Annotated in this window: 17 protein-coding genes; 6 read left to right on the forward strand and 11 right to left on the reverse strand. The window is 36.0% G+C overall.

The window, feature by feature from the left end; all coding sequences use genetic code 11:
* Window positions 1-402: 402 nt before the first annotated feature.
* The gene (locus ACZ5A8_RS14235; RefSeq protein WP_464534146.1) at window positions 403-1110 is read left to right on the forward strand and encodes an SAM-dependent methyltransferase; all 708 of its coding nucleotides are present in this window, start codon (window positions 403-405) and stop codon (window positions 1108-1110) included.
* Window positions 1111-1662: 552 nt separating this feature from the next.
* Here ACZ5A8_RS14235 and ACZ5A8_RS14240 read toward each other — a convergent pair.
* Together ACZ5A8_RS14240 and ACZ5A8_RS14245 are read right to left on the reverse strand one after the other, a co-directional pair.
* A complete protein-coding gene (locus ACZ5A8_RS14240) occupies window positions 1663-2151 on the reverse strand; it encodes a hypothetical protein (RefSeq protein WP_464529843.1) in 489 nt (162 codons plus the stop codon).
* Window positions 2152-2615: 464 nt separating this feature from the next.
* On the reverse strand, window positions 2616-2945 hold the full coding sequence (locus ACZ5A8_RS14245) for a HesB/IscA family protein (RefSeq protein WP_464529844.1): 330 nt from the start codon (window positions 2943-2945) through the stop codon (window positions 2616-2618).
* 698 nt (window positions 2946-3643) lie between these two features.
* On the opposite strand from ACZ5A8_RS14245, the gene ACZ5A8_RS14250 reads away from it, so the two are divergent.
* Window positions 3644-5194 carry an IS1182 family transposase gene (locus ACZ5A8_RS14250; RefSeq protein ID WP_464529075.1) on the forward strand — a complete coding sequence of 517 codons (1551 nt, stop codon included), beginning with the start codon at window positions 3644-3646 and terminating at the stop codon, window positions 5192-5194.
* A 131-nt stretch (window positions 5195-5325) separates the two neighbouring features.
* Here the strand turns inward: ACZ5A8_RS14250 and tnpA are convergent, their stop codons facing one another.
* The gene (gene tnpA, locus ACZ5A8_RS14255; protein ID WP_464529077.1) at window positions 5326-5787 is read right to left on the reverse strand and encodes an IS200/IS605 family transposase; all 462 of its coding nucleotides are present in this window, start codon (window positions 5785-5787) and stop codon (window positions 5326-5328) included.
* 334 nt (window positions 5788-6121) lie between these two features.
* On the opposite strand from tnpA, the gene ACZ5A8_RS14260 reads away from it, so the two are divergent.
* The 3 genes from ACZ5A8_RS14260 to ACZ5A8_RS14270 all read left to right on the forward strand — a co-directional run bounded on the left by ACZ5A8_RS14260 (window position 6122) and on the right by ACZ5A8_RS14270 (window position 8375).
* Complete coding sequence (locus ACZ5A8_RS14260) at window positions 6122-6448, forward strand: antibiotic biosynthesis monooxygenase family protein (protein WP_464529845.1); 327 nt, start codon at window positions 6122-6124, stop codon at window positions 6446-6448.
* A gap of 372 nt (window positions 6449-6820) precedes the next feature.
* Complete coding sequence (locus tag ACZ5A8_RS14265) at window positions 6821-7060, forward strand: nucleotidyltransferase family protein (RefSeq protein WP_464529847.1); 240 nt, start codon at window positions 6821-6823, stop codon at window positions 7058-7060.
* Window positions 7061-7313: 253 nt separating this feature from the next.
* Window positions 7314-8375 carry an NAD(P)-dependent alcohol dehydrogenase gene (locus tag ACZ5A8_RS14270; protein ID WP_464529848.1) on the forward strand — a complete coding sequence of 354 codons (1062 nt, stop codon included), beginning with the start codon at window positions 7314-7316 and terminating at the stop codon, window positions 8373-8375.
* 473 nt (window positions 8376-8848) lie between these two features.
* Here ACZ5A8_RS14270 and ACZ5A8_RS14275 read toward each other — a convergent pair whose 3' ends face one another.
* Both ACZ5A8_RS14275 and ACZ5A8_RS14280 read right to left on the reverse strand, forming a co-directional pair.
* Complete coding sequence (locus ACZ5A8_RS14275; RefSeq protein WP_464529850.1) at window positions 8849-9484, reverse strand: undecaprenyl diphosphate synthase family protein; 636 nt, start codon at window positions 9482-9484, stop codon at window positions 8849-8851.
* 265 nt (window positions 9485-9749) lie between these two features.
* On the reverse strand, window positions 9750-9872 hold the full coding sequence (locus tag ACZ5A8_RS14280; protein WP_464529852.1) for a type II toxin-antitoxin system HicB family antitoxin: 123 nt from the start codon (window positions 9870-9872) through the stop codon (window positions 9750-9752).
* Window positions 9873-10330: 458 nt separating this feature from the next.
* Here ACZ5A8_RS14280 and ACZ5A8_RS14285 point away from each other — a divergent pair, with 458 nt between their 5' ends.
* Complete coding sequence (locus ACZ5A8_RS14285) at window positions 10331-10918, forward strand: class I SAM-dependent methyltransferase (protein ID WP_464529854.1); 588 nt, start codon at window positions 10331-10333, stop codon at window positions 10916-10918.
* 351 nt (window positions 10919-11269) lie between these two features.
* On the opposite strand, the gene eif1A is transcribed toward ACZ5A8_RS14285, so the two are convergent.
* The 6 genes from eif1A to ACZ5A8_RS14315 all read right to left on the reverse strand — a co-directional run bounded on the left by eif1A (window position 11270) and on the right by ACZ5A8_RS14315 (window position 21325).
* Window positions 11270-11602, reverse strand: a complete 333-nt coding sequence (gene eif1A, locus ACZ5A8_RS14290; RefSeq protein WP_464534147.1) for a translation initiation factor eIF-1A — start codon at window positions 11600-11602, stop codon at window positions 11270-11272.
* 260 nt (window positions 11603-11862) lie between these two features.
* On the reverse strand, window positions 11863-12045 hold the full coding sequence (locus tag ACZ5A8_RS14295) for a CxxC-x17-CxxC domain-containing protein (protein WP_048134822.1): 183 nt from the start codon (window positions 12043-12045) through the stop codon (window positions 11863-11865).
* A 176-nt stretch (window positions 12046-12221) separates the two neighbouring features.
* Window positions 12222-17897 carry a DUF3320 domain-containing protein gene (locus tag ACZ5A8_RS14300; RefSeq protein WP_464529855.1) on the reverse strand — a complete coding sequence of 1892 codons (5676 nt, stop codon included), beginning with the start codon at window positions 17895-17897 and terminating at the stop codon, window positions 12222-12224.
* A 1482-nt stretch (window positions 17898-19379) separates the two neighbouring features.
* Window positions 19380-19571 (reverse strand): CxxC-x17-CxxC domain-containing protein, encoded by a 192-nt coding sequence (locus ACZ5A8_RS14305; RefSeq protein ID WP_229390697.1) that lies wholly within the window; start codon window positions 19569-19571, stop codon window positions 19380-19382.
* 455 nt (window positions 19572-20026) lie between these two features.
* Window positions 20027-20224 carry a CxxC-x17-CxxC domain-containing protein gene (locus tag ACZ5A8_RS14310; RefSeq protein WP_229390623.1) on the reverse strand — a complete coding sequence of 66 codons (198 nt, stop codon included), beginning with the start codon at window positions 20222-20224 and terminating at the stop codon, window positions 20027-20029.
* Between the two features lie 609 nt (window positions 20225-20833).
* Window positions 20834-21325: a hypothetical protein gene (locus ACZ5A8_RS14315; protein ID WP_464529857.1), complete on the reverse strand. Its 492-nt coding sequence runs from the start codon at window positions 21323-21325 to the stop codon at window positions 20834-20836.
* Window positions 21326-21493 lie beyond the last annotated feature (168 nt).

The raw sequence follows: 21493 nt of genomic DNA on the forward strand, positions 1-21493 counted from the left end.
CAAACTGAGGCGACATTTGAAGGTAACTATATATTTTTCCACATCGGTTACCGATTTTCTTAATCTCCAATCAGCGATCTGGTCAACAAGGGCTCTTTTTCAAGCCCCTTCCTTGACCGCATAAGCGGGCAGGAAGGGGTAGTTGACCTTTTCACTACTTTTCAGTTTATTGTAGAGTAAAACGGTTATCTTTCTGAACGATATTAAGACTACTGTTCAAGCATATGAAAGTGAAGTTGTTAAGTTAAAGGCTATACTGACCGAATATATTAGTTCAAATAAAAGGACGATATGTGACAAAGTTGCCTCGCGATCTATAGAAGAATAATAAGTAACAAACTTCATGAAATAATATGGAATAAATTAACTAAGCATGGAATATATTAATGAAAAGTGGTCAAGATGATGTTTACAAAAAGTAACAAGTATGATTTTGATTTTGTTAAAGAAAATATGATGGGACCAAGCTCAATGAAGATTCTTGAGGAAGTGTCCGAATCTTTGAAGCTTGAGAAAGGCATGAGAATACTTGATCTTGGCTGTGGGAGAGGGCTGACCTCAATCTTCCTGGCAAAAGAATATGATGCCACAGTTTTTGCAACTGATCTCTGGATAAGTGCAACAGATAACTATGAGAGAATTAAGTCAATGGGACTGGAAGATAAAATAATACCAATACACGCAGAAGCCCACGATTTGCCGTTTGCAAATGAATTTTTTGATGTTGCTATCTGTATAGACGCCTATAACTTTTTCGGGGCTGAAAAAGATTATCTGACAAACCACTTTGCTCCGCTTGTAAAAAAAGGAGGACAAATTGCAGTTGCAGTTCCCGGATTGAAAAAGGATTTTACGAATGGAGTTCCGGCAGAATTGCAGCCGTACTGGGTCGATGATATAAATCTTTACTCCTGCGACTGGTGGTATAATTTATGGAAAACTTCCGATCTGGTAACTATTCAGGAGTGTAAAGAGTTAAATTGTTTTGAAGAAGCATGGAAAGACTGGCTTATGTGTGATAATGACTTTGCTCGTAGAGATATAGGAATGATGGAAGCTGAGGGTGGAAATTACTTTAATCTGGTTTCAATCATAGCTACAAAGATATGAATTCAAAATCTTTTGAGGAACTCTCGACCTGGCCTACAAAATTCTGTTCATTAACTTCCTTAGATCGGCATGAGGTCTTCAGGTATGTGGTTTTTGGGGGGAACAAGGGGTTCTATTGATTCTCATAGAATATCGTCGATTTCATGGAATGACATAAGTCTATACTATAATTTCAACACAATATTAGTTTCTGGATAGATTCACCATACTAAAATCTCAAGTAAAATATAAGAATATAGTGATATTTTAAAACACAAACATGAAATTATTAAAATTAAAGGCGAAAAGAAATGAAGGTACTTTTCAAGTCACTCTACTTTCATTCTAAACAGATAAAGGAAAAAATGAGCGGCTGGAAACTGCTACTTCTTCAACTGTACGTTGCCGTGTTTTCGATTTCTTAATTATCCAGGTGTGTTTGGGAGAGGTTTAAGCAAACCGCCGGCAGGAAAAATATATTTAAAGTGAATTCGATGAAGGAGAAAAAACTTTCCTTTCACATTCATCGATGTTAGAAAAGCTCCCTCATATTCGGGTTCATAAAACGTTTTTTTATTCAATTTGCTCAAGTAAACCGAAGAGAATATTTTGCTGGCTTAAGAAGTGCTTTCTGAATCTAAAAAACATTTCTGCAATGTCATCTGACGGTAACCTTTCGTTCATTTCTATCCATTTTCGGATGATTTCAGACTTTTCATCAAAAGCAGTCAGTTTTTCAGGCAAAAATCTCTCAATAAAGTTTCTGACAGATAACTCCCATTTTATATATCTTCTAAATATTTCTTCCTGTTCAAGAAACTGATCGTGAGTCAATTTAAACCATCTATAATGGAGAGGGGCTGGCTCTCCCTCATAGGGGTTGGTATAGATATCAAGGTCGTAATCCCACATTTTAGGCAGGTCGGATACGCTAAAAGGCCCAATGTCAAGGAAAGGGTCGTATTGAATTGGTACGGAATAGAAGAACTTACGTAAAGATTCCATAAGTTCATCGGACTCAGAAATCAAGGTTTCAATTTGCTTTTTAATTTCCTCAGACACTACCTTACATCTCCGGAAAAAGCAGTAACTCTTATTCTTTTGTGTGGATTTGCCTATCTTTTTGCATCAGGTTATTTTGATTGTAAGAGCGGTTTGTAGAATGTATTTATTATGTAAAAATGTGTTGTCAACCCTGATGAAAGCTTTGTTATTAGACGGCTCTCAGATTCCAGGATATTTTTTCACATGGTAAGCTTGAGGCAGGTCGCCAGCAAGGAAAATATATTTAGAGTTTTTCCCAAAACCTGTTTTAATCTTCAGATCAATAAAATTTCAGAACCATGTTCATAATAGGAAACTTGATTGATTATTCAGGATTTGAAAGTTAAGAGGTACTGTTCGAGTTTAGGATAAACTATATGAGTGTAGCTAAAAACGTAAAGCGATGAGTTAACAAAAGTTATCGGATAGTTATTCATCCCCGCAGCAAGCTGCGGGGTGTTGATTGAAACTTGTTCAAAATGTTACTCTGCATCGCATATGTTACATTCTTCGCAATTGTCACAGGTGCCAGAGTCAGCATTTTGTATTATGAAATTTTTACCTTTTTTGTCAGCCACGAAATCAATGCTACCATCAGAAAAGCCAGCCGCCACGTCTGGTGACATGACAATTTTAATACCATTATTCTCCGTGATTACATCATACTCATTTGTATCATCAGCAACTGCTAATCCATATTGAACATCCGCACTTGATCCAGTTATATATATCCGTATCGCTGGTTGCGAGATCCCTTCTGTATCTAACAAAGATTTAAGCTCCGCAGCAGCTCTGCTTGTTATTTCTATCATATCTATACCCCCAATTTCCAGATATAAATTGCCAATTTATGTACGACTATAAATTGGCAATTTGTATATAGTATTTATTTACTTTATTATATAAATGCCCTCTTTTGTAATCGAGTTTACCCAAGATCAATTTTACCACTACACCGGAATGAGTTTTCAGACTCACTTCATGATCCGAAGCTCGATTGATTGTCTATAATTTGATATTTGATAAATAATTTTTATTTTTGGGGTCAGCTCTTAAATCGAATTGGTGATGAGAGAAGATTTTCATATCGTATTCGGCTGTTTAGTTTCTGGCGGCTTTTTGATGCATAACTCACTTGAAAAATGTCGTTTGAATCAGAACAACCCCTTCCCAGAGAAAAAGAATCACTCAATCTAAAGGGGCCCTGTAAAGTACCCCTTATAAAGCTGCAAAATTACGGGTTTTTCAATTTCGCTTTTCTTAACTTTATCTTAACAAACGTATTCGGGGTAGATTTAAGCAAACCGTCGGCAGGAAAAAATATATTTCAAATGAACTGAAAAAGATAGGTATAGTGTCAATTTTTAAGCTCTGCAAAAATCCTCTAAAATCAAATTGCGTGCGGCCACCCCACCCTAAACAGGCTGTCCGACAATTACCTTGGGTAATTAGTGTCCACAATATAGAATATGATTCTAATTATATAATTCTCAAAAGAATATTTTGATTTATGGCGTTTATCAAATCATCAAAGAATCAAATTTGGATTTTACCTCCAGATATTCGAGATCTTATTCCTTCAGATCATATCTGCTACTTGATTGAGTCTTTTATAGATGAAATAGATTTCAGTGAATTTGAAACAAGGTATGATGGTTCTGGACACCCAGCTTATCATCCATGCATAATGTGTAAAATTTTGATTCAATCGATGCTTGATAGAGTTCGATCATCGCGAGCGATAGCTCGCAATGTTCGAGAAAATGTAGTTTACATGTATTTGGCTGAAAATCTACAACCTGATTTCAGAACAATCAGTGACTTCAGAAAAGAAAATGAGAAACTGATTACTAAATTGTTCAAAAACACAGTTAAGGCAGCTAAAGATCTAGGAGTAATAGGTCTCGAGCAGTTAAGCACCGACGGATCCATGGTAAAAGCTTCTGCGTCAAAAAATAATGTGGTTTTGGAAGAGGTCTTGAGAGTTGTTGGAGAATATGTCAACAATGAATTAAAAAAAGGTATTGAAGTAGACAAACTTGAGGATGAACATTTTGGTAACTGCCGTGGGTATGATCAATTAAATGAAAGTGGAAGATACAAGGTAAAAGCTGTAGTTGCGAAGTACATAAAGCAAGTAAATAAGGATAATTCTAACGACCGAAAAAAAGAGATTAAAGATATCGTTAAGGAAGCACTTAATGAGTTTGAAAAGGACAGTATTGAGAAAGTAAGCTTGACTGATAAAGAATCTCGTTTTATGAAAAACAAAAAGGGAGTATTTGAACTGGCATATAATGCTCAAATAACAGTGGACCATAGACTGGGGTTTATTGTTGCAAATAATATCTGTCAAGATAGAACTGATACTTATCAATTGAAACCACAGATCGAACTTGTTGAAGAAAATTGTGGTTTCTTAAAAGAAGGTACTAAGATATGTGCAGACAGTGGATACTATAGCGGAAATAACATTCATTATTTGAACGATAAAAAATTGGATGTATATATTCCAGAGCAAAAAGAAGTAGATAAACAAAGAACAGAAAACGTTGAAGACAACAGATTCGATATTGGTAATTTTGAGTATAATGAAGAAAATGATGAGTTTATATGCCCTGAAAATCAAAGATTGAAGTTTTTGTATGAGGGTTATGAGAAAAAAAGGAAGAGAAAATACAGACTTTATAAAGGAACTGAATGCAAAAAATGTGAATTTAGCAAAAATTGTACAAAAAGGATGGATGGAATCAGGCACTTAAAAGTAGCTGAATTTTCAAAAGAAAGAAAGCAATTAGCCGACAAAATGGAAACAGAAGAATTCAGAAAAATATATGGGCAAAGAAAGCAGGTAGTAGAACCTGTAATTGGAAATTATAAAGAGAATTTAGGGTTTAGAGAATTTCTAACCAGAGGATTGAAATCAGTCAGGAACGAATTTAATTTAGTTTGTACCTCAGTTAATTTAAGGAAAATCTGGATTTACTCTAATAAAAACAAGATCATTGGAAGGGAAAATAGAAATAAATGGAACTTTCACTCTAATATTTTAGCAAGATGAATAGAAAACAAATCTCATAAAAAGTTCCAATCTACTAGCAGACGATTTTATTTCATTACTAACAGTAATTGTCGGACAGCCTGTAAAAGATGGGGTATGCTGATGGGCCGCACGCCCGGTTATTCTGGTACTTAGAACTCGTTAATTCTCCGTTGTCTAGACTTTAATATATGTGATTGAACCTCTGTTTTCGGTTTTCCCTGTGACTCCTTAATATAATGCTTGATTGTGTCAGCAGTTACATTCCCAACGGATCGATAGAATTTGCCACTTGACCATAGACTTCCACCCCAATATCGCGTTCTCAGTTCAGGATGAAGCTTGAACAGTCTGTAAGAACTGCCTCCTTTCAAGTATTGAACCACCTCTGATAGAGAGGTGCTTGGGTGGAATTCCAAGAACAGGTGAACATGATTATCTACAACTTCCAGAGCATGGATTTTGTAGCCTTTCTCTGTGCAAATATTGTGGAATATAGACTCGCAATCCTTTTTAACTCGCTTATTGTAGAATATCTTGTATCGATACTTAGGCACCAACACGATGTGGTAGGTAATCTGACCATAGCCATGGCTAAAACTGCGTAGTTCCAACGCTTATCACATCCTAGCCATAGGTGGCTGGAACCACCTGTGGCTATGGTGTCAAAAAACCTCATTTTACAAAGAAGCGATGATTGATACAGTTTAAGCGAATACAAAAAAGCCAGCGAGGGTTCACTTCATCCCCGACCTAAAGGTCAGGGTATTCGTGACCCTCTGCACTCCCATAGTAATAAAAGATCCCATTAATTTGAACTGAATAACTAATAATTATTTTATTTATTTGTTTTCAGCCTCTTGATTCTGATTTAAAGTAATTTTTTCTATAAAAGACAAAACATTAAATAAAATGAATAAAAATAACTTGAGATGGGGAGAAATTATAATGGATGAAGGAATAGTTTACTCAGTTGGATTGTGGACTGTCAAAACCGGTAAAGAGGAAGCTTTTCTAAAAACCTGGACGGATTTTGCTAATTGGACTCTTAATAATCAAAAGGGCAGTCTTAGTGTTGTAATGTTACAGGATTTGGAGCAAAAGAATCAGTTCATTTCTTTTGGTCCATGGAAGAATTTGGAAAGTTTACAAGCATGGCGTCAGCGACCAGAATTTAAAGTCGCCTTTCTGAAACTCAAAGAGCTTTGCGATGAAATAAAACCAAATACCATGAAAAGTGTGATTAATATTCCCTCTGAATTTATACAAAAATAATCTTGAAGAAAATATATTAATGAAAAGTAAAACTGATTGGTTTTGCAAAGCATTTCTTCTAAAGATACGAAAATCACGAATTCTCAATTTCTCTTTTCTTAACAAACGTATTCGGGGAGATTTAAGCAGACCGCCAGAAGGAAAAATATATTTCTAATGAATTGAACGAATAAAAGAAAACCTGTGATATAGGCTTGCATAAAATACTGCCGATACCGATACTTTTCTGACTAATAACAATTTCATGCATTTACATCTATTATCTGACAAGAGGTTTCTTTCATAGTCGGGATAAATCACGAAGGAACCGAACAGAGCCTGAAAAAATGCCGGAAAACCGAAAAGAAGCTGAAATCTATGTCCTGAAACTCCATGAAATGCTCCCTGAGCTTAAAGAAAAATATCATGTCAGTTATCTGGGATTTTTGGGTCTACGTAAGGGGAGAGCAGGAGCCGGGAAGCGATCTGGACATACTCGTTGAATTCAGCAAGACCCCTACTATTTTTGAATTTGTAAACTTTGTACACTCTCTTTCGGATGCTCTGGGTGTCAAAGTAGATCTGGTTATGAAATATGCGCTGAAGCCAAACAGGCAAACATATCCTGAATGAAGCTGAAGCTACCTGAAATACGTAAAAAAGTATTCCCTTTTGATTTGTGTGGAAAGATCTGGCATGGATACGGGACAAGTTGGTTCACACCTACTTTGGAGTGAACCTGAAATTCCCGCGAAGAGAAAAATCGGAGGTAGATAGAAACCCTCTAATAATAAAATTTCTATATGTTAAAATGTAGTTGCTGTAAAATGCGGGCTACTGTAAAAGTATTGGAAAATAATTATTTTGAAAAGGCTGGTGTGATAATATGAAAGGATTTGCAATGCTTGAAATTGGAAAAGTGGGCTGGATTGATGCTGAAAGGCCTTCGGCAGGACCATATGATGCAATCGTGAGACCTATTGCGGTCGCGCCATGTACATCAGATATTCATACTGTCTGGGAAGGTGCGCTTGGAGACCGTAAAAACTTGATTCTAGGACATGAAGCTGTAGGTATTATAGAAGAAATCGGATCAGAAGTCAAAGATTTCAAGCCAGGCGATAAAGTAATTGTCCCTGCAATTACACCCGACTGGCGGTCCATAGAGGTGCAGGATGGAATGCCTATGCACTCAAATGGAATGCTTTCCGGATGGAAGTTTTCAAACTTCAAAAGTGGAGTCTTTGCAGAATATTTCCATGTAAATGATGCAGACATGAATTTAGCTTTACTTCCAAAAGGAATGCCCCTGGAACAGGCTGTCATGCTATCAGATATGGCAACTACTGGAATACAGGGTGCAGAAATGGCAAATATTAAAACGGGCTCTACAGTTGCAGTCATAGGAATTGGTCCTGTTGGTCTGATGGCAGTAGCAGGTGCATCTATTCTTGGTGCAGGTAGGCTCATTGCAGTAGGAAGCCGGAAAGTCAGTGTTGATCTTGCTCTGGAATACGGAGCATCTGAAATTATTGATTACAGAGGCGGCGGACTTGTTGAACAGATTCTTGAAAAGACGAATGGAAAAGGTGTGGACTCTGTAATCATAGCAGGAGGAAATGAAAACACAATTTCAGACGCAGTCAAAATTGTAAAACCTGGAGGAACGGTATCAAACGTCAACTACTACGGAACCGGAGACACGCTTCCTATTCCACGTATTGAATGGGGATCGGGTATGGCTCACAAAGACATACGTGGCGGCCTGACAACCGGAGGTCGTCTAAGAATGGAAAGAATGGCAGACCTGTGTACCTATGGAAGAATAAAACCAGAAAAAATGGTCACCCACGTATTCGAAGGATTCGACAAAATGGAAGAGGCTCTCATGCTTATGAAAGAAAAACCAAGAGATCTGATCAAACCTGTTGTTCTTTTGGATGAATAAGCGAGTCAACTACCCCTCCCTAAACTTTTCGCAAAGATCAGAGTTTGAGGAAGGGGTATTCCCGTCTTATGGGATAAACGATTGATCAGATAGGATACTTTCGTGAAATTAAGGAAATGGGCTTTGATGGTGGGGAGATAATCGTTAAAGATTTTATTTCAAAAACATCCTCAAAAAGAAAAAAATCAATTTTAAAAGATCGGTGAAAGCCAATCATGGCATGTTGTAAAAGTTACAAGATTTATAATCCATACTATCAAGTGTACGTTCCGGTTGTAAATCTTAGCTATTGTAAAAGTTACAGCAGACTGCAACACTTTTCGTATAGGCTCTAAGTCTCTAGAGCAGGAATGGCTGTGTTTTCATGTATAAAAAGGTCTACTATAACTGTAAAAGTAAATAATAAAAAAATGTAGTATTTAGGAGGGGTGTTTTGAGATAGCACTAATCAAATAATATAGGACTACCTATTTTTACCCGCCTAATGTGATATCCTGCTCTTGATAGAATTCTAGTGCATTGAATAGGTGTTCTGGCTTAAAGTCCGGCCACATTTCATCGACTACATACATGTCTGAATATACCGTTTGAACTGGAAGCATTCCACTGAGTCTATGTCTTCCTCCCCAGCGAATAAGTAAATCTATTCTTGGAATCTCTGCTGATGCAATGTTTTCTACTATTTTTTTACTATCTGAAGAGTTATCAAATGCATACGTTAAATCCCAATACCAGCCATAATTTACCAAAAAATTTATCCTTATTATACCTTTCCCAAATTTAGTTCTCTTTGTATATGCAAGTAACTCTTTAGGAAACATATCCGAATTAGTATTGCCTACTACAAGTAGTTCAGCATCACGTTTAGAAATTTCTCGAACTGATTTTATACAAGCATCTACAAATGCTTTTCTTTGAACTTGAGGCCTTTTTGTGTTATCCTGAGTAAATCCAAAAAAAGTAACTTCTTTTATTCCAACTTTTACGCATGTATCATATAATTCCAAGCCTGGAATTATTCCATTGCCATATCCTTCATGTTTTTCTAAGCCTTTAGATAGAGCCCATCTTCTGTTACCATCCGGTATTATAGCAATATGTCCTGGCAATCTTTTAAATTTTGATATCTCCAGAGAATTACCCCCCTATATCTTTGCTTAGAATGCTATAAATAATCTTCATTGGACTCAGTTAACGAATTTTATGCACATCTTTGAATCCGTATATAATGATTTTCCAACATTATCTCAGATGTATAACATAAAAAATAACACTTTTGAAGTTTTGTACCTTAACCAAATCCAAATGGATTTGCCCTGTACTGTAAGAAGAGATTTTTTGATCCTGAAAAGCTAAGCCCACAAAATTTTAACTTCAAAAAGGGTTCTCCGACTCATCTTCTTCAAGGAATTCCAGACAGGCTTGAATCGCTTCTTTAATGTTTTCAATAGTTTCTTTAACGGTATCTCCTGTAAAGTGTCCCTTCCAAAGCTGCAAAAAATCGGGTTTTTAATTTCTGTTTTTCTTCTGTTTTTCTTCTGTTTTCTTTAACACACCTATTCAGGGAAGATTTCAGCAGACCGCCGGCAGGAAAAACATATTTTTCCTGAAGTTGGTAGGGGTAGATTTTCTTTATTATTCATCGGTCCAGTTTTGACATTTCACCATAATTCTAAAATTTTCTTCAACAGAAAAGAATCACTCTGGTCTAAAAGATAAGCCCTGCGAAGTGCTCCTTCTAAATCTACAAAGAATCGCAGACTGGGGAAAAACAGCTTATTTAACATGCATTAACCCGGTTTTTGTTTAAAAAACAGACGGTGTTTCACAGTTGTTGTCAAAACTACCTGGACCTCCAGAATAAAGGTCGCCCAGAAAAGTTATTAAGATTAGGGTTTATCATTAACCGCATATCAAATTGTAATTTAATATTTTTAGCTTCGAGGAGGAGAAATTTGTTCTGGGATGAAGTATATAAAGGCACGCCGCCGTGGGACGTAGGTCACCCCCAGCCCGCTTTTCAGGCTGTTATACAAAATGGAGAAATCAAGCCAGGACGAGCTCTGGACATAGGGTGTGGTCGGGGTGAGAATGCGATAATGCTGGCGATGAATGGCTGTGACGCCGTGGGTATGGATCTTGCTGAAAATGCCATCTCCGATGCAAAGGCAAAAGCCATAGAGCGTCATGTTAAGGTAAATTTTGCCGTAGGAAATGTACTGCAGATGGATCGACTTTTCGAGGAAGGCGAGTTCGATGTCGTTATTGATTCCGGCCTGTTTCACGTAATGACGGATGAAGAGAGACCGGTTTTTGCACGGCAGGTACACAGGGTGCTCAAGGAAGGAGGCAAATATTTCATGCTGTGTTTCTCTGATAAAGAGCCGGGAGAATACGAGCTGCCCAGAAGAGTCTCAAAGGCTGAAATGGAGAGTACTTTTTCGCCTCTATTCAATATAATCTATATAAAAGACTCAGTTTTCGATTCGCTGCTCAATCCGAGTAGCAGAAAAGCCTACCTTTTATCGGCTACAAGAGGTTAATTAGATCAAGAAAGTATTTTCTAAAAAATAGATAGATTGTGAAATTGACCGGCTCTTCGAAGTACTCTCCTGAAGTTGCAAAATTTACAAATTTTCGGCTTTTAAGACAGACCGCCGCCAGGAAAAATATATTAAAATAGAAATAGAGAGGATGAAAGAAATTTCAGCATTTTTCTATAGCAATTATAAATGCTAAAATGTGAGATATATCAAATTTGTCGTCTATAGAACCTTGCTCGTAGCAACATAAACGCGCTCCTGCAGAAAAGTAAAATATGGATTTCAGGCGTCTTTTTCAGACACCTTTATTTTAGATACCTTTACAGGCATCTTTATTCTGATATCTTAAAATTAGTACTTAATGTAGCCTTTGCGCTCAAGCCATTCGACCTGTGGTCTTGTGTATTTCCAGGCTACTTCGGCTTTGCAGTCCTGGACTTCCCATGGATTGGCTATTACAACGTCGCCTTCGCGTATCCACATTCTCTTCTTTTTAGAGCCCGGGATCCTGCCCATACGGACAATTCCATCCATACACTGAAGCGTTACCCTTTTCGAACCAAGTAAGCTCGAAACAGTTGCCAGGACTTCATTTCTGTCCTTGCGAGGGATTCGTACCCTGGATACTTCAGGGTTATCTCCTGAGTTTACCGGTGTTGTAGATCCTAATCTTCTTTTTCTAATAGTGCTTCTGTAATTAGCCAGATTAATTCCTCCTTACTAAGCTTTCAATTATTTTTTATGAGTTAAATATTGATTTTTATGAGTTCATGTCGAACTCATGCCGGCTCTTACTCTTTATGCCGTTTTGTTCTTACTTTTTCCTGCTGAATGAAATGGAATAAGTAAAGAAACAAAAAGAATGAACCAAAAACAAAAAGAAAAGATAGACCAGGTGTTAATGTAAATTCAATTACAAAATTAACACCTGATGCAGATTATTTTTAGAACTTCCTGTGGTTAGGAAGACATTCTCTGCAGTATACTGGCCTGCCTTCGGTGGGTTTGAACGGTACTTCAGTCTCAACACCACAGTCAGAACAGGTCACTTTTGTCATTTCCCTAGGTCCGCTGTTACCGCGGAAACCTCCGGAATTTCCCCTGAAATTTCTGTCATTAAAAGCCATTTTCGTTTCACCTCCGCTTTAGCGGATAGTCAATAATTAAAAACAAGATTGTATACACCCTTAGATTAAAAACAAAAATTGGTTTTTAATAACAGATTATACGTCTCTTTATCTTCAACACACATACATGGCAGTTAAAATATATAAATGTTTCTATAAAAATGAATGCAAAACTCTTAAAGAAGAGAACACTTTCCAGTTTCTCTGAAATATATCATTTCATTTGGCAATTTTACAAGGTAATCTTCTCTGATTAAGGACCCGATTATGTTTTCGATTCTATTTTTAGCGTTCTGGCGTACAACTTTTATTCCAAGAACACGCGAAGTCTGAACTATGAGGTCCTCCTGTGCAGTAGAATACTGATTTGTAAGGACAAAACAAATAGCTTGAATGATTTCCTCATCACAAATCCATTCGATTTTTACTGATTTGTCCCCACAGCGTCTTCTCAATATACTTTTGTGTTCGGAATTTGGCCCGAGAAAATCATTTTTAACCAGGATCTGTTTCGATTCTTCTGCATATTTGATTACACTGCAAATTCTACTCTTCATATTGCCCCCAATACGTGCAATTCCAAAATGCAACTTAATACGTTGAATTAGTTCATCTGAGTGTATGGGTCCCTCATATTCCACGATGTCTATGATTAATTGTTTTAACTGAGATATGGAGATGTCAGAAAAATCACTCGTAGATACACCTGCTAATGGGTAAATTTTATATTCTTGAACTTTCTCTTCAAGATTATCCAATGATTCAACCTGTGAAGTAAATTGATTGTTTAGAACTACTTTTTCATCATACTCGATTTCAAAAGTAGAGCTTTCATAAATGCTTCTTTCCTCTTTTTCATTAATTATCAGGCATTTTTTCGCATTTTCGATTGTCTCTAATAACTTATATCCACTTTCCATCGGATGTCGGTACCAATCTGTTGACCATATACGATAAAGACTCCAACCCAATCCTTCAAGAATCTGCTGACGTAATCTATCACGGTCTCTTGCAACCGGAGATGAGTGGTAAGTAGCACCATCACATTCGATACCAATAAAATAGTGCCCCGGGTTACTAGAGTCAATAATTGCAAGATCTATTCTATAACCTGCACAACCAACCTGTTTGTGAACTTCATATCCATTGTCCCTAAGGAATTCATACACAGAATCTTCAAAAGGAGACTCAGTATCTTCTTTTACTCCTTCAATTGCGACAAGATTTTTTGTTTCAGCATATTCCAGGAAAATCTTCAAAGCCCGCAAACCGAAAGGGTCCTTCTCATCAATCCTCAAATCCCTGGAAGTGAAATTAGAGTATACAATACATTTTTCGCGTGCACGGGTGATCAGGACGTTTAATCTCCTTTCGCCCCCTTCCTTGTTAAGAGGACCAAAATTTTTGTTTAACTTGTGATTTATGTCAAAACCAAATCCAATACTTATAAATATAATATCCCTTTCATCTCCCTGAATCGTTTCAATATTTTTGACAAAAAAATTCTCCCCTTTTTCATTTGTGAAGCATTTTTCCATTCCAGGATCATGGCGTAAAAGTTCCTCTATTTCTTCTTGTATTGCTTCCTGTTGTTTTGCATTGAAAGTCCCCACACCAATACTTTTAGAGGGAAAATGTTTATAGTGTTCCAGTACTGCTTTTGCAACTGTGCGTGCTTCTCCCCGGTTACCACTACTTCCCCCTCTGTCATATATGGTATCCGGAAGGTACACGAATTTCAATCCCAATTTATCATCATCGTGCATTGGTGACGGATAGACATAAAGCCGGTTATCATAAAATTCCTGGTTAGATACTGCAATTAACGTCTCATGCCTGCTCCGGTAATGCCAGCGAAGTGTTTTTGAAGGGAAGCTCCTTTTGCAAACATTGAGAATACTTTCCATATCACTATAAATTGCGTCGTCATCAAGGTCAGTGTCTGAGGTATCAGCAACGTGGTCAAAGAAGCTTGTTGGGGGAAGCTGGCGAGAGTCACCCATCACAACAACCTGATTCCCACGCAATAGAGCTCCAATTGCGTCTTCAGGCTTCACCTGACTGGCTTCATCAAAAACTATTACATCAAATTTTGTTGTTCTTGGGTCGAGGTATTGAGCAATTGAAAGAGGACTCATCATAAAACAAGGTTTGATTTTTTGGATTAATCCCCCGGAGAGAGTCATGAGTTTCCTAATTGGCATATGCCCACGTTTTCGATTAAATTCGTTTAAGAGAAAACCGGCCTCAGACCCACGGGAAGCTCCGGAACATACATTAGGTTTATTGCTATACGCTTCATGTGCGATACTTTGGCGATTTAGCAAAATAATTTTGCTGTCAAGTTCCTTGAATTTTTTGATCTTATTGTCCTGAAGTTCTTTAACAAATGCTGGCAGGATCTTTTTTTCTCTAAATGTAATTTTCAATAAATTGTCTGCATAGTTACCTTTAAAACCAGGCACAAGGTCATCAGCAAGGATTTCATCGTTATCTATAATATGAATAAAAGGTGCTGCAACTGTATTCAAACATTGTTTTCTATAATTTACAAATTGACTCCAGGATATAAGTGACGACAATTCCGATTTCCATAACTCTAATTTATTTTTTAACTCGTCAAAGGGAACTCCCTCGATATTTTTTCCAAAAATTGTTACAACTTCTGTATTGAGCAGCTTAAACAACGAATTATTCTGAGTTTTTAGGTTATCTATTTTCTTTATTGTGCTACTGATGATTGAATTTAAATCATCTTTCTTAACACCTTTACTTACAATCTCAATACTTTTTTCTGAGAGTATGCCTTGGACCACATATTTTCTAAAGTAAGTGATCCATTTACTAAAATCTTCCAGGATTTGAGGATCCGCTTTTTCATTTTCCCAGTAAGTCCCAAAGAGAATCCACCCCCTATTCTGCATATTAGTTAGTTCTTTTCTATTTGTTTCAAATTCAAAGACAAGTTTTAGATCTGAGATAATGCCTTCATCATTTGATACTAACCCGGTTTTATAGAAACCTGAAACTTCCTGTTTCTTTTCATATAACATTTTTATTTGACGAATTAACCCATTAGTATCTTGTTCGAAAATGGAATCATTAAACGTGTTTTCTAAATATGAATTTAGATAATGATATCTCCTCAGTCTTGAAATAATTGCTTCAACTTCATTGTTTGGAGAATCCCATTCATAATTATTTAATACATTCTGGTCTATGCCTGCTCTCAGAAGCTCAACCATATTTTGTGAGAGTACACCCTGTGAAAACTGTTTCTTAAATAAAGAAATCAATTTGACAAATTCACCTAAAATGTCAGCATCAGTTAGCTCATTTTGCCAAGAAGTCCCAAAAAGGTCTTGCCCTCTTGATTGTATGTTTCTAAAATCCTCCAGTACCAGCTTCAATTCAAATACATATTGGAGATCCTGTAGAATTTTAGCATCGTTAGATGGAGGTTGTGACTTATAACAACCTAATATTTCACTCTTTAACTTTCGGTACCCTGGTTTCAAAAATTTTAGTAATCCTGCAGACGATGACTTAAATGAAACAATGTCTTTATCAATAATAGAATTCTCAAATTTTTTCTGTACTAAAGAGTTAAGCTCTTTGTATTTTTTTAGTTTTGATCTAAAAGCCTCAGTTTCATTACTGACTTCTTCCCATTTTGAATTTTGTAACAGATCCTTGCTAATTCCGTTATTTAGAATTATAGATGCTTTTACAGAAAGCTTTTCCACCACCAATTGTTTTTTGAAAGAATCCATCCATTTACTAAATTCTTCCAATTTCCGTATATCTGTTTTTTCACCATTCCACAGATTTCCAAATATCTGTAGCCCGCTTACCTGCTTACTCTCAATATAATTCTTAATTTGCTTCCATTCACGGATACATTCAAGATCAGAGACAATATCACTTTCTTCATGAGAAACCTGTGAAATATAAAAGTCTGAAGTTTCGCTTTTCTTTTCAACCAGGTACTTAAACTCATTTAATAAAGAATAAACATCAATTTCGAGTACTGAAGCGTTAAAAGACTCCTTTACAAAAGAATCTAAATCATGATCTCTTTTTAATTTAGATATAAGTCCTTCTGCTTCTTTATTTTGTGAGTCCCATTTCGGATTTCTCAGAACTTCTTCATCTACTTGATAGGAAGAAGCAACAACTTTCGCAGCATCAACAAAAGGAATGAGTTTATCTTCTGATAAAGGAATGTAGCCGCCAGTAAGATCTGCCAGATTTTTGATTAAATGTTCAAGATCCGTGATTGAGGTATAATAATCATCAATGCAACTGTCAATTTCTTCGAGGTCAGATGGTAAAATGTCCTCAGGTTCACAGCTCTTCCAGGGATTGTTTAATACTGTTTTTATGATAGGTAGGAGTTCGGTTAGTTTTTCAAGTGTTGAAATTGCCTCGGTCCATTGCTCGTAATCCCATTTATCTGGATCGGAAAATTCTACCCTTAGCATTGGCCTGTTGTTTTTCATAAAATAACGGCGAACTTTTTCTTTTAAGCCGTACATTTCATATAAAGAAAAGTTAAGTTTTCCCACTGATTGATTAAGTACCGTTACATATTCATTGAGTTCTGATTTCATCTGATCCAGATTATTGATTTCGTGATCAAAATTTATTGATTTTGGAGCCGGTCTGTTTAAAGTGCGCTCGAGTTCCGCAAGTACTTCTTTTTTCTTTGCTTTACGGCTATGGAGCTCCAGGCATAAATCTCCCAGCCCTGTGTTATCCAGACGGCTTTTTACGACCTCCAATGCTGCCATCTTTTCACTAACAAATAATACACTTTTTCCCTGTTTCAATAACTCTGCAATTATATTAGTGATCGTCTGAGATTTTCCAGTGCCTGGGGGTCCTTCCACAACAAGGTTTATTCCAGTTTTTACATCTTCGATAGCTGCAATTTGTGAAGAATCTGCATCCAGAATATGATATGTATTTTTTGCAGAAAGCTTCAAGTCAACATCTTTTTCAGAAAAACTCTGTTGATTTACGGAATCTTCTGAAGGATTGAATATTTTTTGAATAAGGGAGTGGTTAGTAGGAGATAAATTTTCAGGCCAGGTTTCAAGATCCAGGTCTCTGTACATAACGAATTTTTTAAAATTGAAAAAATCGAGATAAATTTCACTTAGAACGCTCCAATCTTTCTTATCGGATATAGCATTCAAAACAGACTGAAAATATAAGTCAATACCAGATTTTTCATCAGGCATCTCAAATTCCGGAAGTTCAACACCCTGTTCAGCAAGCTTTGCCTGTAAGGTGATCGATGTAAAAATATCGTCTCCGGTCCACTTTAAAATAAATTTACGGCTCACTCCTGAACGTTCAAGCTCAACAGGAACAAGAATAAGTGGGGCTTTACATACCTTTAGAGAATTTTTATCCTCAGTCCACTTTAGAAAGCCAAGAGCAAGGTATAGAACTGGATAACCCTGTTCTTCAAATACAGATTTTGCCTGATTATATACGTAGAATAGCTTTTTCCCAAGGTCTTCAGGTCCATAAGGAGTGTTAAGATAATCATCAAAATAATGATCAGGTTCTTCGGCCTCATTGATGATGGGAGCCCATTTAAGATCTGAGTTATTAACCTTTTCAGAATCAGACTTCAAATTTTCAGGACTATCAATATCTTTCGGTAAAAATTTCATAGACTTTTCTTGAAGGACAAATATATTGTATATTTCGCGGGGATACTCATCTATTATTGGTATAGTTCGCCCTTTTGAAGGTTTATAATTGATTAAATTATTTCTGTAAGAAAGGTCCAATAGATTTTGACGCAGCAGTTCTAATTCTTTTTCTATTTCTACCATAAGAACCCTAGCCTAAAGTCTAAATTAAAAAGTCGATACTACATAAAATGGGTCGAACTTAATAAGCTTTTTGATCATGTTCTGCAATTTTAAGGGGATTAATTATTTTAAAAATTATGGTCAAAAAGGTATATCTTTAAAAAGATATATCTTTAAAAAAGTATATCTTGACTATGTTACATTACAACTTACATTTCGAATTCTGACATATTTGTACAAATTCACGATACAGAGACGCCATTTTGATTACCTCATATTAGTAAAATTGCCAATATCTGGAGATTATTATCCTATATTGACAGGAGATCGAAATATGAATTACGCAAACCGTTAGCATTTAATGCCAGTATCAAATATGTTTCTCTTCATAAAATCGACAGGATTGACTGAAGTATTATACCGATAAGGTAAAACCAATTGACTCTGTAAGGTGCTCCTTTTAAATCTATAAAAATCATGGGTTTGCCTAAAAGATTTACTTCATAGACAATGGGTTCCGAAATTTAACGGCATTCCCCTTTCCTGCTTATGAAGGGAAGCTTGCAGCCTACATTCCGCATTTTTAGGCGCATAAAGGTTCCCTGATGTTGAATTATGCGCTTAAAATATGGGAACTAAGGTTGCAGAGAACCTGACCTTTGTAGAGTTGAAGCGAAGAAAAGTAGAATTCTCTTACTGGAAAGAAAAAAAAGAAATGGATTTGTCATCAAAGTAGGATGGAACGCTTAAAGGTATAAACTGTACCTGTACGGACCGCGTAAAGGAAGAAGAAATTAATGCTCTTCTGGGATTCAAAGAGCATTTAGGAGAGAAGGTTTCCAGGTTAATAATGCTTCGAAGAATCTCGAAAAAGAAGAAGAGGAGATCAGCTATGTCCCTCTATGGAAATGGGTTCTGGAAATCAAATAATTGAAAGTTCAAGTTCCTGACGCAGACCACCGAGCGGAAACAATATTTTAATTAATTTGAAAATTATAAGAGAAACTTTCATTTCCAATTCAGTACTCATTTTTTGATGATTTTCTTTAATGATTTTCTTTAATGATTTTCTTTAATGATTTTCTTTAATGATTTTCTTTAATAACTTTATATAATAACTTTATATAATAACTTTCTATAATAACTTTCTATAATAACTTTATATAATAACTTTCTATAATAACTTTCTATAATAACTTTATATAATAACTTTCTATAATAACTTTCTTTAGTGACTTTCTTTAACCCATAATTCACTGGAAAAATTCACTTAAAATGTTATTTTAATTCGAAAACAATCATCCTGATTAAAAAAGATATTGATAACTCTTGAAAAGCCCTGAGGAAATCTATCAACAAAAATAAAACTGATTAACCTGTAAAAGGTCAATTCTCAATCTGTAAAAGCTCTGGATTAAGAAAAAAAGTATCTTTCGGGTTTAGGTATATTTAAAAAGTGTAAAAGAAATAAGTGTTGATGTAACTCAGTTACACAGATAACACTTAATATCTGTTTTCTCTGGGTGTCCTGTGGTTAGGAAGACAGTCCCTGCAGTAAACCGGTCTTTCAGGGTCAGGTTTGAAAGGTACTTCTGTCTCAACTTTACAGTCTGAACAGGTTGTCTTGTGCATTTCTCTGGGAGCGCCGAAGTTAGAATTGGAATTTCCTCTGAAGTTTCTGTCATTAAAAGCCATATTTGTTTCACCTTTGGTTTTAGTTTTTGTTAGTAGTTTGAAAATAAGATTGTATAGAACTCTTTGATTAAAAACAAAAATTGGTTTTTAATAACAGATATTATACGTATCTTTATTTATCAACACACATACATGGCACTTAAAATATATAAGCGTTTCTATAAAAACGGAAAAATCATACTCTTAAAGGAGAGAATAATTTTCGTATATAGTTTGCAGAAGGTATAATAACCTACTTTTCTTATAGCTTCTGAAAACGGAGTTCGATTAACAGGTTTTCAATTTAAAACAGCTCTCCAAAGGAAAAGATCACTTCGATCAAAAAGGCTCCGCAAAGTGATCCTTCTAAATCTGAAAAAAGTCGCAAACTAAGAACAAATATATTCCGAGTTAGATTTATTTTAAAAAGTGAAAAAAGAAATAAGTGTTGGTAAACTCAGTTAAACAAATAACATTTAGTATCTGTCTTCTCTGGGTTTCCTATGTTTAGGAAGACACTCTCTGCAGTAGACCGGTCTTTCCGGATCAGGTTTGAAAGGTACTTCGGTTTCAACACCACAATCAGAACACTTTGTCTTGTGCATTTCCTTTGGAGCTCCGAAGCCTCCGCGGTTGCTGTCTCTTCCCCTACTTCCTCTGTCATTAAAGGCCATTTTGTTTCACCCTGGTTTTAGTTGTTGATTATTGCTGAAAAATAAGATTGTATACGACTCTTTGGTTAAAAACAAAAATTGGTTTTTAACAACAGATTGTTATACATCTCTTTATTTTCAATATACATACATTGCATTTGAAATATATAACGGTTTCCATAATAGTAAAAATAATTCTTTTAAATGAAAGAAAATTTTGTGATCAGGGTTTATGGAGCAGATAAAATGCCTGAAATTCCAATTCCGGCTGATTATCCGATAAAAAAATTATAGACTCTGCAAAGTTCCCCTTTTAAATCGGCAAAATCACATGACTTATTTCACTTTTCTTAACAAACCTATTCGGGAAAAACATTCGGGAAAATATTCAGGCAGATCGTCGCCATGAAACATATATTTCAACTGAATTGAAGGTTAATGGATTCAGCCTTCAAGATGCACCTATTTATATGCCGTTTAACGCTTGGCGAAAGATTATCTTCACCATGTCTTATGGTTGTTACCCTCCCTGGATTACGCAAGAAAGACAGAACAGCCGTTCAAGTCCGAGTTCTGTCCGAGTTCTGTCCGAGTTCTAAAAATCAATTAACCTTGCTTTTAAACCTGGTCTTAAATCTTTAACCCATCATCGGTTAATACGATATTGCAGGATCCAACAAAAATAGTGTCATGCACATCCACGCCGTTTATAGTTTGTCGGGGCATGTCGTTTATTCCCACTTTACGATCAGTTATCTGAATTTTCTTGCCCCCTACATAAAAAATTCCGCTCACTGCCACATATCGATCTTCTGTAACTCTAGCATTGAAAATAGCGCCACCATCTCCTCTTCTTGTCAGCGTAAGACCGTTTCCTTTATCTATTTCCCCCTGCACATCAAATTTTTCGTTAATTTGAGTAAGCTTACTTCTGTCGATTTTTGCTATGAGTTTTGAATCCTCATCTCGGATCTCTGTTGTCAGAATCAGATCGCCATCGCAGTTTTCCAGAGTAAACAGGTGCGTCCTGTCTCCGGTATTTTTATCCTCGTATGACACTGTGTATACCGGGTCCACGTACACGTTTAATCCCATAATTAGCATATAATCATCGCGAGTCATGTGGTTTTCACCTGTGAATTTTCACCACATATTTATTGATTTAAATACATAAAATGCTTCTTAACCAACGTTTATTGCAAAAAATTGATAACATTTGTTAATAAAAGAGATACTCTTTCCTTAATGTTTTACAAAATAGTTCGGAGAAAGTTCAGGCAGACCGCTGGC

The organism is Methanosarcina subterranea, assembly GCF_055385895.1.